The sequence below is a fragment of the Alteromonas sp. ABV4_515 genome (genome assembly GCF_056160345.1).
Genome location: NZ_JBSWWZ010000011.1, coordinates 73,838 through 89,621, shown reverse-complemented (window position 1 = coordinate 89,621; position 15,784 = coordinate 73,838). Strand labels below are relative to the sequence as shown.

15 protein-coding genes and 1 other annotated feature are annotated in these 15,784 nt (G+C 49.7%); of the genes, 2 read left to right on the top strand and 13 right to left on the bottom strand.

What is annotated here, in order from left to right:
• Positions 1-11 precede the first annotated feature (11 nt).
• From hisF to hisG, 7 genes are read right to left on the bottom strand one after another with little or no spacing between them, the layout of a single operon-like run.
• Entirely contained in the window at positions 12-797 is a 786-nt protein-coding gene (hisF, locus tag ACXAGX_RS20165; RefSeq protein ID WP_474840611.1) for an imidazole glycerol phosphate synthase subunit HisF, read from the bottom strand.
• On the bottom strand, positions 779-1,516 hold the full coding sequence (gene hisA / locus ACXAGX_RS20160) for a 1-(5-phosphoribosyl)-5-[(5-phosphoribosylamino)methylideneamino]imidazole-4-carboxamide isomerase (RefSeq protein ID WP_474840609.1): 738 nt from the start codon (positions 1,514-1,516) through the stop codon (positions 779-781). The genes hisF and hisA overlap by 19 nt, the downstream gene beginning before the upstream one ends.
• The gene (hisH, locus tag ACXAGX_RS20155) at positions 1,516-2,118 is read right to left on the bottom strand and encodes an imidazole glycerol phosphate synthase subunit HisH (protein ID WP_474840607.1); all 603 of its coding nucleotides are present in this window, start codon (positions 2,116-2,118) and stop codon (positions 1,516-1,518) included. Before hisH ends, hisA begins: the two co-directional genes overlap by 1 nt.
• On the bottom strand, positions 2,118-3,188 hold the full coding sequence (gene hisB, locus ACXAGX_RS20150) for a bifunctional histidinol-phosphatase/imidazoleglycerol-phosphate dehydratase HisB (RefSeq protein WP_474825046.1): 1,071 nt from the start codon (positions 3,186-3,188) through the stop codon (positions 2,118-2,120). The genes hisH and hisB overlap by 1 nt, the downstream gene beginning before the upstream one ends.
• Entirely contained in the window at positions 3,185-4,267 is a 1,083-nt protein-coding gene (gene hisC, locus ACXAGX_RS20145; protein ID WP_474840605.1) for a histidinol-phosphate transaminase, read from the bottom strand. Before hisC ends, hisB begins: the two co-directional genes overlap by 4 nt.
• Complete coding sequence (hisD, locus tag ACXAGX_RS20140; RefSeq protein ID WP_474840603.1) at positions 4,264-5,571, bottom strand: histidinol dehydrogenase; 1,308 nt, start codon at positions 5,569-5,571, stop codon at positions 4,264-4,266. The genes hisC and hisD overlap by 4 nt, the downstream gene beginning before the upstream one ends.
• Before the next feature lie 6 nt (positions 5,572-5,577).
• Positions 5,578-6,480: an ATP phosphoribosyltransferase gene (hisG, locus tag ACXAGX_RS20135; protein ID WP_474825043.1), complete on the bottom strand. Its 903-nt coding sequence runs from the start codon at positions 6,478-6,480 to the stop codon at positions 5,578-5,580.
• Between the two features lie 45 nt (positions 6,481-6,525).
• Positions 6,526-6,642, bottom strand: a sequence feature (His leader region).
• Between the two features lie 206 nt (positions 6,643-6,848).
• Between hisG and ACXAGX_RS20130 the strand changes: the two genes are divergently transcribed.
• Both ACXAGX_RS20130 and ACXAGX_RS20125 read left to right on the top strand, forming a co-directional pair.
• The gene (locus tag ACXAGX_RS20130) at positions 6,849-7,196 is read left to right on the top strand and encodes a hypothetical protein (protein WP_474840601.1); all 348 of its coding nucleotides are present in this window, start codon (positions 6,849-6,851) and stop codon (positions 7,194-7,196) included.
• Positions 7,197-7,331: 135 nt separating this feature from the next.
• A complete protein-coding gene (locus ACXAGX_RS20125) occupies positions 7,332-10,049 on the top strand; it encodes a M16 family metallopeptidase (RefSeq protein ID WP_474840598.1) in 2,718 nt (905 codons plus the stop codon).
• 87 nt (positions 10,050-10,136) lie between these two features.
• Here the strand turns inward: ACXAGX_RS20125 and arsB are convergent, their stop codons facing one another.
• The 6 genes from arsB to ACXAGX_RS20095 form a co-directional block, all read right to left on the bottom strand.
• The gene (gene arsB, locus ACXAGX_RS20120) at positions 10,137-11,153 is read right to left on the bottom strand and encodes an ACR3 family arsenite efflux transporter (RefSeq protein ID WP_474840596.1); all 1,017 of its coding nucleotides are present in this window, start codon (positions 11,151-11,153) and stop codon (positions 10,137-10,139) included.
• Between the two features lie 9 nt (positions 11,154-11,162).
• Positions 11,163-11,879: an arsenical resistance protein ArsH gene (gene arsH, locus ACXAGX_RS20115; protein WP_474840594.1), complete on the bottom strand. Its 717-nt coding sequence runs from the start codon at positions 11,877-11,879 to the stop codon at positions 11,163-11,165.
• Positions 11,879-12,352, bottom strand: coding sequence for an arsenate reductase ArsC (locus ACXAGX_RS20110; RefSeq protein ID WP_474840592.1), 474 nt, complete (start codon positions 12,350-12,352; stop codon positions 11,879-11,881). Before ACXAGX_RS20110 ends, arsH begins: the two co-directional genes overlap by 1 nt.
• A gap of 31 nt (positions 12,353-12,383) precedes the next feature.
• Positions 12,384-12,662, bottom strand: coding sequence for a metalloregulator ArsR/SmtB family transcription factor (locus ACXAGX_RS20105; RefSeq protein ID WP_474825072.1), 279 nt, complete (start codon positions 12,660-12,662; stop codon positions 12,384-12,386).
• 347 nt (positions 12,663-13,009) lie between these two features.
• Positions 13,010-13,585: a lipid-binding SYLF domain-containing protein gene (locus tag ACXAGX_RS20100; protein ID WP_474825037.1), complete on the bottom strand. Its 576-nt coding sequence runs from the start codon at positions 13,583-13,585 to the stop codon at positions 13,010-13,012.
• Between the two features lie 224 nt (positions 13,586-13,809).
• The gene (locus ACXAGX_RS20095; protein ID WP_474840590.1) at positions 13,810-15,729 is read right to left on the bottom strand and encodes a methyl-accepting chemotaxis protein; all 1,920 of its coding nucleotides are present in this window, start codon (positions 15,727-15,729) and stop codon (positions 13,810-13,812) included.
• Positions 15,730-15,784: the final 55 nt, after the last annotated feature.

Genomic DNA, 15,784 nt, shown 5'->3' with positions numbered 1-15,784 from the left:
AAATTGGTTCCTTAACGGGCGTGACGGATACACATGGGAATATTCTGAGACGCCAGAGTATCTTTCAGTTCGTGCATATCAATGATGCCTTTGTGGAATACTGACGCGGCCAGCGCGCCATCCACATCTGCCTGCTTAAATACATCGGTAAAGTGCTCAATGGCGCCGGCACCGCCAGAGGCGATGAGTGGTACCTTACATACTTCACGCACGGCTTTCAGCTGTTCGATGTCGTAGCCCTTACGCACGCCGTCCTGATTCATGCAGTTCAGTACGATTTCACCTGCACCGCGTGACTGTACTTCTTTAATCCAGTCGATGGTGTGCCACTGAGTTTGCTGAGTGCGGCTTTCGTCACCGGTAAACTTGTACACATCGTAACGCCCATTCGCCTCGTTGTAGAAACTGTCGATACCAATGACCACGCACTGCTGACCATAAATGTCGTGCAGCTCGTTAATGAGATCTGGATTAGAAAGAGCAGGGGAGTTAATGGAAATTTTATCCGCGCCCATTTCTAAAATGCGTCCTGCGTCTTCTACCGATTTAATGCCACCGGCTACGCAGAACGGAATGTCGATGACCTGGGCAATACGGCTTACCCAGCTTTTATCGACAACACGTTGATCAGACGACGCGGTAATATCATAAAACACCAGTTCGTCGGCACCGGCTTTAGCGTACTGTTCGGCCAGCGGCACGATGTCACCAATGATTTCATGGTTACGGAACTGAACGCCTTTTACTACTTTGCCGTCACGAACGTCGAGACAGGGAATTATCCGTTTTGCCAGCATGCGATTGCCTCCTCAACGGTAAATTTACCTTCCAGTAGGGCACGGCCTAAGATCACGCCGCCTACATTGGTAGGACGAAGAGCACGAATGTCATCCAAGCCGCCAATGCCGCCGGAAGCTTGCCAGCTTACTTGCGGGAATTGGGCACATACGTCGGTGTATAAATCTACATTGCTGCCTTGCAGGGTGCCGTCACGGCTGATGTCAGTACACAGCACGTGTTTCACGCCCACTTCCTGAAAATCTTTCAGCAGGCCTTCCAGCGCCACGCCGGAGTCTTCCTGCCAACCGTGGGTGGCAATCATACGTTCACCGGCGTCGTTGATGTTTACATCCAGCGCCAGCACAATTTTTTCCGCGCCGTATTTCTGCATCCAGCCTTTCACCAGCTCAGGCTGTTTTACTGCCAATGAACCAATGACCACGCGGCTTACACCAGAATCTAACAGCTGGGCCACGTCTTCTTCGCTGCGAATACCGCCGCCAGCCTGAAACTTCATGCGTTGTGTATCGACCATTTTGCGAATAAGCGTAAGCTGTCGCTTGCTGGTGTCTTTGGCACCGGTGAGGTCGACAATGTGCAGCCACTCAGCGCCCTGTTCGGCGTAGTCGTGTACCACGTCTACCGGATCTTTCTGGTACTGGGTTTTCTGGTTGTAGTCGCCCTGAAACAGACGCACTACGGCGCCGTCGATTAAATCAATTGCTGGAATAATCATTACATTTCCACAAAATTAGTCAGAAGTTGTGCGCCGGCTTCGCCGCTTCGCTCGGGGTGGAACTGCACACCGAAGAAGTTATTGCTGTGCAGGGCGGCAGAAAACGTTTGGCCGTACTCACAGGTAGCCAGGGTTTTGTCGTATACCGGCACGGCAAAGCTGTGCACAAAATAGAAATAGGTGTCAGCCGGAATGCCCTTGAACAGCGTGTTGCTCTCAAGCGGCGTAACCGTGTTCCAGCCCATGTGAGGGAGGCGCAGATTACCGGCCTGCAGGCGGGCAACGTGACCAGGCATCAGACCCAGACAGTCAATTTGGCCATTACTGGTTTCATCCGAGGTTTCGACCATTAGCTGCATACCTAAACACACGCCAAGCACCGGTTGTTCCAGTGAACGAATGGTGTCGGTAAGGTTCTTGCCGTTAATGCTGCGCATGGCGGCATAGGCACTGCCCACGCCGGGCAGAAACACTTTGTCGGCGGCTTTGATAATGTCGAAATCATCAGACACATCGACAGTAACGCCCAGGCGCTCAAGGGCAAACTTTACCGACGAGATATTCGCACAGCCGGTGTTTACAATGACAATCTTCTGCGCCATTACAGGGCTCCTTTACTGCTCGGCAAGGCATCGCCCTGACGGGTAATGGCCTGACGTAATGCACGACCAAACACTTTAAACAGGCTTTCTACCTGATGGTGCGCGTTTCCTTCGCTGGTGGACAGGTGCAGGGATAGGCCCATGCTCTGCGCCAGTGAATAGAAAAAGTGCGGTACCATTTCGGTGGCCATTTCGCCAACCTGATCGCGGCTGAACTCGGCATCCATTTTCAGGTAAGGGCGGTTAGAAATGTCCATGATGCACTCGGCACGACATTCATCCATAGGCAGTGCGAAACCAAAGCGACCAATGCCGCGCTTATCGCCCAACGCCTTTTTCAGCGCGTCGCCCAGAGCCAGTGCCGTGTCTTCTACGCTGTGGTGATCGTCGATGTGCAGATCGCCGTCAACCGACACCTGCATTTCAAAACCGCCATGGGTAGCAATCTGATCCAGCATGTGGTCGAAGAAGCCCATCCCGGTGTGAATTTGTGATTTGGACGTAGAGTCCAAATCCACCCGCACGCGGATATCGGTTTCTGAGGTTTTACGCACTACCTCGGCAATTCGGGAAGACGCCAGCAGGGCTTTCTCAATGTCTTTCCAGTTGTTGGTTTCCGGATTGTACTGGAATGATTTGATGCCCATGTTTTCGGCCAGCTGCACATCAGTGATGCGATCGCCAATCACATAAGAACGGGTGAAGTCGATGCGGCCCTGTTGCAGGTAGTCTTTAACCAGCCCGAGGTTAGGTTTGCGGCAAGCACAATTTTCGTGGTCGAAGTGCGGACAAATCAGCACATCATCAAACGTGACGCCCTGAGATTCGAAAATCGCCATCATCGCATTGTGCGGCTTGTCGAAATCTTCCTGCGGGAAGCTGTCAGTGCCTAAACCGTCTTGATTCGACACCATCACCAGTGAGAAACCGGCAGCTTTTAATTTTAGTAAAACAGGAATAACGTTTGGCTCAAATACCAGCTTTTCCAGGCTGTCTAATTGCTTATCTACCGGCGGCTCTTCAACCAGCGTACCGTCTCGATCGATAAATAAAATAGCTTGCTGACTCACTTGGAAGCTCCTGTCTGGGAAAAATAATCATTAATTAGCTGTAGCAGGCGGTCGTCCTGCTCCGGACTGCCGATGGTTACGCGCAGGCAGTTTTCCAGATTCAGCTGTTTGGATTGGTCGCGAATAAGCATGCCGCGCTCAACCAAATATGCCATAAGTTCTTTGCAGCGCGCATAACGGAACAGCACGTAGTTGGCTTTGGTGTCGCCCACCATCTCAAACTCTTCAAACGCATCCAGTGCTTCCGTGAGACGGGCTTTTTCGGTGTTGAGAATATTGACTTGTGCATGCAGGCGACCGATGTTTTCTTCGCTTAACGCCTCGGCAGCAATCTGCGCCACCGGATCCGGAATAGGATAGGGCGCAATCACTTTCATCAGCGCAGCAATCACATCGTCATTAGCGATAGTAAAACCGCAGCGCAGACCGGCTAGGGCAAAGGCTTTGGACAGGGTGCGTAGGATTACCAGATTCGGATACTCGGCCAGCTTGCTCGCCCAGGTGTTTTCTGCGTCAAACTCAATGTAGGCTTCATCCACAACCACCAGCGCTTTGTCAGTGAAGTGGCGAAGTACAGTGTCTAAATCCTGTTTGGCGACTTGTGTGCCAGTAGGATTGTTCGGCGCACAGATAAACACCACATTCACATCGTCATTGCTACAAATGCCTTCCACATCCAGATTAAAATCGGACTTCAGAGGCACCTTCTTCACACTAATGTCGCAGGTCTCTGCACTGATGGCGTACATGCCGTAGGTAGGCGGGCAAATCAGAATGCTGTCTTTGCCCGGCGTACAGAACGTGCGGATGAGTAGTTCAATGCCTTCATCAGCGCCGCGGGTCACCATCAGCTGGCTTTTTGCAACACCAGCATAAGTCGCGTACCCGTTGATCACGCCGTCCGGCTGACAGGACGGGTAGCGGTTGAAGTGGCTGCTGTCCACATCGTAGTGGTTGGCAAACGGTGATTCGTTGGCATTCAGCCAGTCCTGGCCACCGGCGTAAAGGCGGCGCGCTGACTCATAAGGCTTCAGCGGGATCAGGTTGTCATTTATCAGTTGGTCGACCAGGCTGCTCATTGATCATCCCCCTTATCGAGCTCAGCCATGCGCAGGGCAACGGCCTGTTCGTGGGCGTCAAGGCCTTCGGCGCTGGCCAGCTTCATAATGGCGGGCCCAAGATTACGCATGCCGTCGGCAGACAGTTCCTGCACAGTGAAGCGACGCATAAAATCAAGCAGCCCCAAACTGGAGTAGTTTCTTGCGTAGCCATAGGTTGGCAGTACGTGGTTAGTGCCTGAAGCGTAATCACCTGCAGACTCTGGCGACCACCGGCCGACAAAAATCGAACCGGCATACTTGATATCGATCAGCAGATCACGGGCATTGTCGGTCTGCACGATTAAGTGCTCTGGCGCGTAAGCATTGCTAACCAGCACGGCTTCGCTAATGTCGCCGGTGAGAATATAACGTGCATTCTCCATTGCCTGTGAGGCAATGCTGTTGCGGGACAGTTTTGCCAGTTGCACTTCTACCTGTGCTTTAGTGACTTCAATCAGCGCTTCGCTGTCAGTCACTAAAATGGCCTGGGAATCCGGACCGTGTTCTGCCTGAGACAATAAATCCGAAGCCACAAATGCGGCATTGGCGTTGCCGTCAGCCAGTACCAATACTTCTGAAGGACCGGCTGGCATATCGATAGCGGCACCATCAGCACGCTGACTGACCTGCTGTTTGGCTTCAGTTACAAAGCTGTTACCCGGGCCAAAAATCTTATCTACTTTAGCAATGGTTTCTGTGCCGAATGCCATGGCAGCGATGGCCTGGGCTCCGCCACAGAGGTAAATCTCTTCAATGCCACATAATGAAGCGGCGAGGGCAATTTCCGGCGCGATTTCACCGGCCTGATTAGGTGGCGTACACAGCACTTTGCGTTCGCAACCGGCAACCAGCGCCGGTACACCCAGCATCATCACGGTTGACGGTAACGGCGCACTGCCGCCAGGAATATACAGGCCAACTGCATCCAGCGCGGTAAAACGCTGCTCGCAGACTACGCCCGGCGTAGTAGTGAGGTTAATATCCTGAGGCTTTTGTGCTTCGTGAAACTGTTTTACGTTATTGAACGCGACTAACAAAGCCTCTTTGACTTCATCAGCAACCCGGGCCGCCAGTTCATCACGCTTCGCAACGGACAAAGGAAGAGATTCAAGTGCGGCGCAGTCAAATTTGCGGGTGTATTCCAGCACCGCGGCATCGCCCTGCTGGCGAACCGCAGCAAGAATGTCTGAAACGGTCACCCGCAGACTGTCTGAATTTTTCATTACCGGCCGGGCAAGGGCTTCGGTCTGCCCGGCAGGTGAGAGTGAGGACCAGTTGATCATTGCAGATTAACCCATCATTTTTTCAATTGGCATAACCAGAATAGAGCGACAACCTAAGGATTTCAGTTTTTCCATGGTTTCCCAGAATAGATCTTCAGGGCTGACCACGTGAACGGCTACTACATCATCTACGCCAGCCAGTGGCAGAACCGTTGGGTTCTCTGCGCCTGGCAGCAGACTCTTCACCTGTTCCAGATAGGCTTTTGGTGCATGCAGCATGATGTACTTACTTTCTTTAGCCTGAGTCACACCGTCGATGCGCGGCACCAGGCGGTTAACCAGCGCCTGCTTTTCATCGGACAGGGCACCGTCGGCGCGCTGAATAAGCACTGCCTTGGAGCGGAAAATCACATCTTCTTCTACCAGACCGTTGGCTTCCAGTGTGGCGCCGGTCGATACCAGGTCACAGATGGCATCGGCCACACCAGCGCGAGGTGCAACTTCCACTGAACCGGTCAGCATGACCGCACGGGCATTAATATTTTGTTCTTTAAAGTAGCGCTCAAGCAGGTAAGGGTAGGTGGTTGCGACTTTTTTGCCTTCCAGCGATTGAACACCTTCGTACGTCATTTCTTGCGGCACTGCCAGAGAAAGGCGGCAACCGCCGTAGTCCAGGCGACGCAGAACTTCAAAATCTGCGGGCTTACCTGCAGACTGACGCTCAAGCATCTTTTCTTCCAGCTCGTTCTCGCCAATGAAGCCGAGATCAACGATGCCGTCCATGACCAAGCCTGGAATGTCATCGTCGCGAACGCGTAACAAATCGATAGGCTCATTGGTTGAATGGGCAATGAGGAGGCGGTCGCGAATGTAGAGTTTTATACCGATCGCTTTTAGCAGCGCGATGCTGTCATCGCTTAAACGGCCTGATTTTTGAACTGCAATACGCAGACGTTTGCTGTCACCCATGTGAACATTCCTCTTTTATGAACCTGATTTGAAGCTGCTAAAACGAAAAACCCCCGGAAGTTTCCTTCCGGGGGTCGAGAATTCTTTATCTGCGCCGCTGGAAGGAACAAATAACCTTCCAGCACAAACCTGAAAGGCTATGCTTTATGATGGTGGTGATGGTTCGCAGCGCAATTAAACATGTAACGTAATTCTTTCCAATCTTTAGACGCGGCAAACATTAGCTAATCGGCTGCGCTAAATCAACCCCAAAACGGCTTTTTTAGGGAATTATTAGACCAAATGTTTGGTCATAAGTTATATCCTTCAGTTTAAAAGGTCGAAACTGACGTGTTTGTGCAAGTATTGTCATAAATGGAGGCGAAATTATGGTAAATGATTTGCTGTTTCCCATTCTTCCCCGGGATAGCCGCGTGCCGGTTCAATTTCGAAATCGCGTGAAAAAAATTGGCAAAATTACTCGTATTGAAGCGCTTGGTGAACATGAGCGAATGGAGCACGATGAAGAGCGCCGTGTCAGCAGTGAACAGGAGCGGAAGCAATATCAGCAGAATCTCCATGAGCATGATGACTTGTATGGTCGAGATGGGCATATGGCCGAAGAACATGAGACCAAGGAAAGCAATGCGAATCTGAAAGAGGAGCAGGAACATCAGGATGCTGAACCAGATGCAGAAAATGAAGATAAAATTAAGCATCTTGATATTTATATTTAGTAACGTTTTTTTCGTCACACCCAGTTCAAATATCCGCTAGTATAAAAATTGGTCACAAAGACGTTGGCCGGGTTGCGGCTTATACATGGTCGCTTCGCTTCAATGCCCCTAAAATAATGACTACGGACAGAACTCATGAAAAAGACGCTTCTGCTGGCCGCTCTCGCGGTTACGCACACCAGCCTATTTGCGCAATCTATCGACGTTAACAGCCTTGAAATTCCCCACACACGTTATGAACTCGACAATGGATTAACCTTACTGGTTCACGAAGATCATAAGGCGCCTATTGTGGCGGTGTCGGTGTGGTACAACGTGGGCTCAAAAGACGAAAAACCAGGTAAAACCGGTTTTGCCCATTTGTTCGAGCACCTAATGTTTAATGGTTCTGAGAACTATGACGGCGAATACTTTAAGCCGTTCGAACAGGTCGGTGCCACCGACATGAACGGGACCACCTGGTTTGATCGCACGAATTATTTCCAGAACGTACCGTCTACGGCTGTAGATTTGGCGCTTTGGATGGAATCGGACCGCATGGGGCATTTACTCGGGGCGATTACGCAGGAAAAGTTGGATAACCAACGTGGCGTTGTACAGAACGAGAAACGCCAGGGCGATAACTCACCATATCGTAAAGCTGAATATAGTTTGCTGAAAGGGATTTTTCCGGAAGGCCATCCGTATCGCTGGAGCACCATTGGCTCCATGGAAGATCTCAATGCCGCGAGCCTGGACGACGTGAAAGACTGGTTTAAGCAATATTACGGAGCGGCGAATACTGTTATTGTACTGGCCGGTGATATTACTGCTGAAGCAGCCAAACAAAAGGTCGAACATTACTTCGGTGATATACCGCCTGGGCCGCCAGTTAAGCGCCTGAGATCTTATGTGCCGGAAAAAGAAATCAGCAGCTATGAAGAGGTCTTCGATAAGGTCGCTGCCGAGAGAATTTATCGGGTGTGGCCGGTGGCAGGTCGTACTACCGACGATATTGAAGCGCTGAACCTGCTGGCAAAAATTGCCGGTGAAGGTAAAACATCGCGTCTCTATCAGCGTTTAGTTGAAAAAGAAAAACTGGCTACCGGCGTCAGTGCCTATGTTGAAGAACACACGCTTGCCAGTATTTTCAATGTAGAAGTGACGCTGGCAGACGGCGCGGATGAAGAAAAGGTTTCCGCTATCATTGATGAGGAAATCGCAAAGCTGGTGAAGTCTAAGGTAACCAAGTCTGAGCTGGACGGTGCCCGTATGCGCACGCTGTCGCGGACGATTCGCGGTATGGAGAAAATCGGCGGCTTCGGTGGTAAGGCAAACGTACTGGCCGAAGGTGAGCTTTACGCCGATGACTCAAATCACTATATGGAGAGTCTCGAGCGCTATGCCGGTGCAACACCAAAAGATCTCAACGAGGTCGCAAAAGCGTGGCTGAGCGGCGGGTTTCATCAGGTGATTGTGCGTCCGTTCCCTAATTATGCTGTGAGCAGTGAAAGCGCAGATCGCGCTAAACTCCCTGAAGTCACCGAAATGCCTGAACTTGCGTTCCCGACGCCTGAAGAGTTCAAGTTGGACAACGGCATTTCCGTTTACTTTGTAAAACGCGATGCGGTGCCTGATGTTTCCATGCGCGTGGTATTTGACAGTGGTTACGCCGCTGATGCCAGTGGTTATCCGCTGGGCACGTCTTCTATGACCATGCGGATGCTGGAAGAGGGAAGTGGTAAAACTGACGGCGAGGCATATAAAACCGAAATGGATATGTTGGGCGCAGCCAGTTATTTCGGCGCATCGCTGGACAGCTCTTATGCCCATCTACAATCACTGACGGCGAATCTGAAGCCTGCACTGTCGCTTTTCAGTGAAGTGATTCAAAAACCTGCAATGCGAGATAATGATCTGACCAAACTGAAGCCAATCTGGCTGTCGAACATTGCGCAGGAGAAATCTCAGCCCGTTCAGCTTGCTTTCCGGGAACTGCCGACGTTGCTGTTTGGTAACGATCATCCTTATGGCATGCCGCTAACCGGTTCGGGTACCAATGAGTCAGTGGGCAACATTACCACTAAAACGCTGAAAGATTTCCATAGCACCTGGCTACGTCCGGATAATGCGCAAATCATCGTGGTAGGCGATATTGAGAAATCGACGCTGAAAGCCATGCTGAACGATAGCTTTGGCGAGTGGAAAGTTTCTGGTAAAGCAGGTAAAAAAGACATTGCTGATGTGCCGCAGGTGAAGGGCCGGACGTTCTATCTGGCTGATCGCCCGGACTCACCGCAGTCGTTGATTCTGGCGGGTAAATTAATTCCTTCCGTTACCGATGAAGATGCGCTGGCAATCGACACCGCTAACGCTATCGTTGGCGGCAAATTCACGGCACGTCTGAATATGAATCTGCGTGAGGACAAAGGTTGGGCCTACGGTGCCCGTACCATGTCGCTGACCACGGCGGGTATGCGTCCATGGTTCGCCTATGCGCCCGTGCAGAGCGATAAAACCGTTGACTCTATCAAAGAGATCGATCGTGAAATGAAAGAATATAACGGTAAGAATCCGGCTACAGAAACCGAGCTTTCAGAAACAGTTACTACCGAGGTCCGCAAGCTGCCGGGTTCATTTGAGACTAACAACAGTGTGCTGTCTGAAATTCAGTCCAGTCTGATGCAGGGGAAACCTCTGAATTATCCAATGCTACTACAGCAGGAATATGACAAGTTAACACTAGACGATGTGCGCGAGCAGTCTGACCTGTTTACCACCGACAATATTGTCTACATGATTGTAGGGGACGCTTCGTTATATAAAGCCGAACTTGAGAAGATGGGCAAAGTGGTGATGCTCGACATCGAGTAATCTTCTACTTTGAAAAAACAAAGGCAGTGTCTGATTGAACCCAGACGCTGCCTTTTTTATTGCATTTGCTATTAGGTTGCAGCGAATTCAGGCAAACCAATGTCGAGTTCGGTTAGCAAACCACACCAGCGACAACATCACCGGCACTTCAACTAGCACACCGACTACGGTCGCCAAGGCTGCACCGGAGTGCAGGCCAAACAGTGAAATGGCTACGGCCACTGCCAGCTCGAAAAAATTCGAGGTGCCAATCATACAGGCCGGTGCGGCCACCTGATGCGATAGCCCCATTTTTTTCGCCAGCCAATATCCAATAGCGAAAATACCGTAAGTCTGGATAAGCAGGGGAATCGCTATCAGAACAATGGCCTGCGGATCGGCGATGATGGTTTCAGACTGAAAACCAAATAACAGCACCACGGTGGCCAGTAAACCAATAATTGACCAGGGTTTCATGGTGGCAAGAAAGCGGTTCAACCGCTGGTGGTTATTGTGGTTATCTAGCGCTTTGCGAGTGAATACGCCGGCCACCAGTGGAATTAATACGTACAGTACTACAGACAACAGTAACGTATCCCAGGGAACCGTGATATCGGTTACGCCAAGCAGAAAAGCTGCCAGAGGCGCAAAGGCAAAAATCATGATGATATCGTTTACTGAGACTTGTACCAGTGTGTAGTTTGCATCGCCTTTCGTTAGCTGGCTCCATACAAATACCATGGCTGTGCAGGGCGCTACACCCAGTAAAATCATACCGGCGATGTATTCGCTGGCGGTTTGTGGGTCGACCCAATCAGCAAACAGGCCTTTGAAGAACAGCCAACCCAGAAACGCCATAGAGAAAGGCTTCACCAGCCAGTTGATCACAAGAGTTAATAGCAATCCTTTAGGCTTTTTACCCACATCTTTGATAGAGGAAAAGTCCACCTGTACCATCATTGGATAAATCATCAGCCAGATAAGAACCGCAATTACCAGATTTACATGGGCATATTCCAGCCCGGCTACCGCTGCAAATAAATCCGGAAACAGACTGCCTGCCACCAGACCCGTAATAATAGCGAGAGCCACCCACACTGATAAGAAGCGTTCAAATAATCCCATTACAATGTCCTAAATCGATTTTTGGTTTACACGCTTGCTGAGTGCTTCAGCACTTTCCACCCGTTCAGAATAGCGGTCGACAAAATAATCTTTGTTGCCGCGCAGCAACAGGGTGAATTTGATCAACTCTTCCATCACATCCACAACGCGGTTGTAAAAAGGCGAGGGTTTCATTCGTCCATCTTCTTCAAACTCGAGGAAAGCTTTGGGAACCGAAGACTGATTAGGAATGGTGACCATGCGCATCCAACGTCCTAAAATCCGCATCTGATTCACCGTGTTAAATGACTGCGATCCACCGCATACCTGCATCAGCGCAAGGGTTTTGCCTTGGGTGGGGCGCATACCACCAATACTTAACGGCACCCAGTCAATCTGACTTTTGAAGATACTGGTCATTGCGCCATGACGCTCTGGCGAACACCAAACCTGGCCTTCAGACCACATCATCAACTCACGCAATTCTTTTACCTTGGGATGGTGCTCGTCTTCGGTATCGGTTTGGGGGAGCCCTTCGGGATTAAACACCTTAGCTTCAGCGCCCATGGCGGTAAGCAATCGGGCAGCTTCTTCTACGAGAAGGCGGCTGAATGAACGGGCCCGTAATGATCCATAAAGCAGTAAAATGCGTGGTTTATGTGTGAGCGACGTTGGGGCGCAAGCATCAAATGTTGGCGAATGCCACTGGTCCTCATTGATATTAGGTAGATCTGGTATCTTGGTCATTAGGCTTGTGCCCCTAGTTTCTTTAAAGCGGCGCTGAGTGCAGCTGGTTCTTTGCTATGTGTCGCAATGCTAAGCAATTCGGCGGCACGCTTTTCGATGATGTCGATGCAGGCAAGGAAAGCGGCTTTAATCTCTTCTTCTGTACCGGTTACCTTCGACGGATCAGAGAGCCCCCAATGGGCTTTAACGCTTTTCCCAAACCATACCGGACAGGTTTCGCCAGCGGCAGAGTCACAAACAGTGATCACTAAATCCGCGTCGAATGCCTCGAATTCATCCCAGGACTGACTGCGCAAGTCCTCAGTGTGATAGCCCGTTTCTTCCAAATACTTCACTGACAGCGGGTGCACATCACCAACGGGCTGACTACCCGCACTGCGCGCCTCAATCACACCTTCGCCTATTTTATTGGTGATGGCTTCACTTAAAATGCTGCGACAACGGTTGTGTGTGCAGATAAATAATATTTTCATCATATTCCTTACTTGATGTTTTCAGTAGCGGTTAACAGCAGCCAGAGTCACTGATCTGACAGCGGGTGAATTTTGCTTTAAGGGCGTCAAATTCAGTATTTTGACAATCAACCGCTGTGCTAATAATGGCGCGTGCAGCCTTTGATAATTCAGGCTGTAAGCGGTAATACATCCATTTTCCACGGCGCTCATCGAGCAAAATGCCGCACTTTCGCAGCTGCGCTAAATGGCGAGATATTTTGGGTTGGTCCAGTGCCAGCGCTTCCATAAGTTCGCACACACACGCCTCGCCAAAGCAATGAATTAACATCACACACTTAAGGCGGGTATCGTCGCTTAGGCATTTAAATAGTTGCAGTACATCCATACAATGAATCAAATCACATATACGTTTTTAAACATATGTGTAATTTCACATATGTTGGCTAGCATGTCAATAAGGAGAGTTAACGGTTAGTGATATAGGCGTATTATTTGATGTTGTGGTTGATCCAGAGCTTTGGCCATATCTGTTGCCACCGCTTCCAAGCAAGACCTATGTACAGGACTTTGCCATAGAAGCGATGCACAATGCGACGTTAATTCGCGGGTGTCTGTTATCATTTAAGGCGTTTCATCAGATCTGAGTTGTCACCGTGTCTGGTTAGTTCGCTGAAATTAGTTGAGGGCCTTGTCTACCCAGAATTTTGTGCCTTTAACTGTTGCTTGTAGCGATAGACCAGATTCTGTCAGCGTATACACAGTAATATCGCCGAGATAGCCTTCACCTTCTACGGAAACACCTTTCTGACCGGCTTTCGCTGTTGCGTCGGCATTGCCGCCAGCTGTCCAACCATTCTTTTCGAAATAATCCATAGCCTTGCGAGAATGGAATACCATGACTATGCGGTAATCTTTTGCACCAATACCTAAACCGACACCGCCTTCAGCCATGTTCATATAGACCTGACGACCGGTGGCATTATCGTTCACCACGCCGTACCCTGTTCCGGCAGAAACAAAAATCACATTCACGTTGGCATTACTGAACACGGCATAGCCTGGTGCCGTTTCGATTTGGGCACGAACATCCGGTTTTTCTTTATACAATTTAGCCAGCGCGACATCTTGCATGGTAAGAATCGCTTCTCGTTTCTCAGCTATGGTGCCTTGACCCATTGACGCACAACCAGATACCGCGACAATCGTCGCCAGAACCAGTGCGCTTGTTATCATTTTTATTTTACTTTTCATTCATTACTCCTTTAAAGCAGCCTGATGCCAACTTGCTGAACAGGCAATTTGTCTTTCGACAATATTGTTATAAGCGTTGACTGCAATTAATGTGCAAAGTATAGAAAAGTTAACTCTATCATTGAGTTAAGCGGTGGAATCGAGATTTACAGTTCTTTTAACAATAAAAAAGCGGCGCAAATTGCCGACACATTGTCGGATTTACGCCGCTCATTTAACTACAATTAAAAGCGATAACGTTTGAGCTGTTCCTGCATTCGCGAAATTTGCTGCACCAGTTCTTCACAGTTATCAGACACCGTTTGCGCATGCTGCAGATTTTCCTGACCCGCGCGCTGAATACTGTCTAATCGACCAGAAATACCTTTAGAAACGGCAGCTTGCTGCGTCGCCATGGATGACGTTTCCTGGTTCAATTCAGAAATAGTCGCCACAGCGGTAAGCGCTTGTTGCAGAGTTTCTCCGGCTTTCTGCGTAACTTCCACTGTGTTATAAGCATTCTCTTTATTCGATTGCATACGCTCAGAGGCATCACGACTACCTTGTTGCAGGCGTTCGATCATCACTCTGATTTCTTCGGTAGAACTCTGTGTTCGGCTGGCGAGTGAACGAACTTCATCGGCAACCACCGCAAAGCCCCGGCCTTGTTCACCGGCGCGCGCCGCTTCAATAGCCGCGTTAAGCGCTAGTAGGTTTGTTTGCTCGGCAATATTGCGAATGACATCCATGACACCGCTAATTTCTTCGCTAGAGCGGGCAAGTTCGGTGATTACCTGTACTGATGCGTCGACTTCCTGGGCTTGCTTCTCGATGTCAGCAATGGTGGCTTTGAGTACATTCACACTGTTTCGTGTATCGGTATCGGCAGCGCGGGCGGCATCGCTTGAGCGAATAACTATGTTGGACACGGCTTCAGCGCTTTGGTGCATTTCTGTGATCGCGCCCGTAATGGCATCCGTTTCGTTGGTGAGTGACGCCACCGTTGTTTTAGCGCCATGGGCGGTATCGTTCAACGTTTGTGATTTCGCCAACATGGTTTGTGTTGTTTGGCAGACTGTCTGTAAGGTTGTTTGTAGCTGCTCTAACAGATTATTAAACGCTTTAGCCATGCGGCCAAATTCATCATCGTTTTTCACATCGAAACGGAAGGTGAGGTCACCTTCACCACTGGATAAGTCGCTGACCACTTTTTGGAATTCGTCGAGAGGCTGACCAACAACCCGTTTAACCAGTATCACCAGGGCGATAAGAATGATGGCACCTGCGAGCAAAATTTTGACCAGCAGGTGGAGAATCGCAGAGGTCAACATGCCGGATTTTTCGCTTTCCGATTCAACCAGAATGATGTCATAACCCCAATTCTTAAAAGGTACTACTGTGATTTTCCAATCGCCGCGATTTGCCAAAGCTTCGTCTACGTCTGAAATCTTTACATGTGAAGAGTGCATTCTTACATTGCCTTTCGCATCTCTAAGCGCCACAAAACCCTTATCGAGAATGTGACTGGACGAAATAGCTTCTTCCAACACTTTTAGATCCGCTGAATAGCCTACGTACCAAATACCAATAACCTGATTCGATGCATTAAACATGGGCTCGTAGCCAGTAAGGTAGGGACTACCCAGAATATCGACTTCACCATAGTAAGCCTGGCCCTTTTTTATCATTGCCATGGCTTTGCCCTGAGGTGCTAATTTGGTGCCGATGGCGCGCTGTCCGTCTTTAATAACGTTGGTGCTTACCCGAATGTAGTCGTCGCCAGTCTTACTGAATAAGGTTGCTGTGCCGCCCATTATTTGCGTAAGGCCATCTACCAACGCAAAATTATTTGCCTGTGGTTGGCTACCAAGATAGAGCTGATTGGCAGTGGTTTCTTTAACCATTGCCGTTCCCCGTTGAGACGGTATGCCAATAGCTTGTCCACGTTGTTTAAGCAGCGCCATACTACTTTTAACGCGTTCACTCATTATTGAATCGGTAACAGTGAATATGTTCAGCAAACGATTGGTGGTTGCATCAACCTGTGAAGAGATCCGTTCGTCAATGTCTGTTTTAATCGCACTCACGGTAACGATACAAATTACAACGGTGAAAAGGGCGATAACCGCAGAAATAGAAATTAAAAACTTACGCTTAATAGACATGGAAACTCCGACAATGCTTATCTCTCAGCTAAGCAAAGCTCAATAGGGCCCGGAC

Excerpts from the sequence above, each read along its gene's own strand:
- hisD (WP_474840603.1), bottom strand. The coding sequence starts at position 5,571 with ATGATCAACTGGTCCTCACTCTCACCTGCCGGGCAGACCGAAGCCCTT.
- hisA (WP_474840609.1), bottom strand. The coding sequence starts at position 1,516 with ATGATTATTCCAGCAATTGATTTAATCGACGGCGCCGTAGTGCGTCTG.
- hisF (WP_474840611.1), bottom strand. The coding sequence starts at position 797 with ATGCTGGCAAAACGGATAATTCCCTGTCTCGACGTTCGTGACGGCAAA.
- ACXAGX_RS20130 (WP_474840601.1), top strand. The coding sequence starts at position 6,849 with ATGGTAAATGATTTGCTGTTTCCCATTCTTCCCCGGGATAGCCGCGTG.
- arsB (WP_474840596.1), bottom strand. The coding sequence starts at position 11,153 with ATGGGATTATTTGAACGCTTCTTATCAGTGTGGGTGGCTCTCGCTATT.
- ACXAGX_RS20125 (WP_474840598.1), top strand. The coding sequence starts at position 7,332 with ATGAAAAAGACGCTTCTGCTGGCCGCTCTCGCGGTTACGCACACCAGC.
- hisG (WP_474825043.1), bottom strand. The coding sequence starts at position 6,480 with ATGGGTGACAGCAAACGTCTGCGTATTGCAGTTCAAAAATCAGGCCGT.
- ACXAGX_RS20110 (WP_474840592.1), bottom strand. The coding sequence starts at position 12,352 with ATGAAAATATTATTTATCTGCACACACAACCGTTGTCGCAGCATTTTA.
- arsH (WP_474840594.1), bottom strand. The coding sequence starts at position 11,879 with ATGACCAAGATACCAGATCTACCTAATATCAATGAGGACCAGTGGCAT.
- hisH (WP_474840607.1), bottom strand. The coding sequence starts at position 2,118 with ATGGCGCAGAAGATTGTCATTGTAAACACCGGCTGTGCGAATATCTCG.
- hisC (WP_474840605.1), bottom strand. The coding sequence starts at position 4,267 with ATGAGCAGCCTGGTCGACCAACTGATAAATGACAACCTGATCCCGCTG.
- ACXAGX_RS20100 (WP_474825037.1), bottom strand. The coding sequence starts at position 13,585 with ATGAAAAGTAAAATAAAAATGATAACAAGCGCACTGGTTCTGGCGACG.
- ACXAGX_RS20105 (WP_474825072.1), bottom strand. The coding sequence starts at position 12,662 with ATGTTAATTCATTGCTTTGGCGAGGCGTGTGTGTGCGAACTTATGGAA.
- ACXAGX_RS20095 (WP_474840590.1), bottom strand. The coding sequence starts at position 15,729 with ATGTCTATTAAGCGTAAGTTTTTAATTTCTATTTCTGCGGTTATCGCC.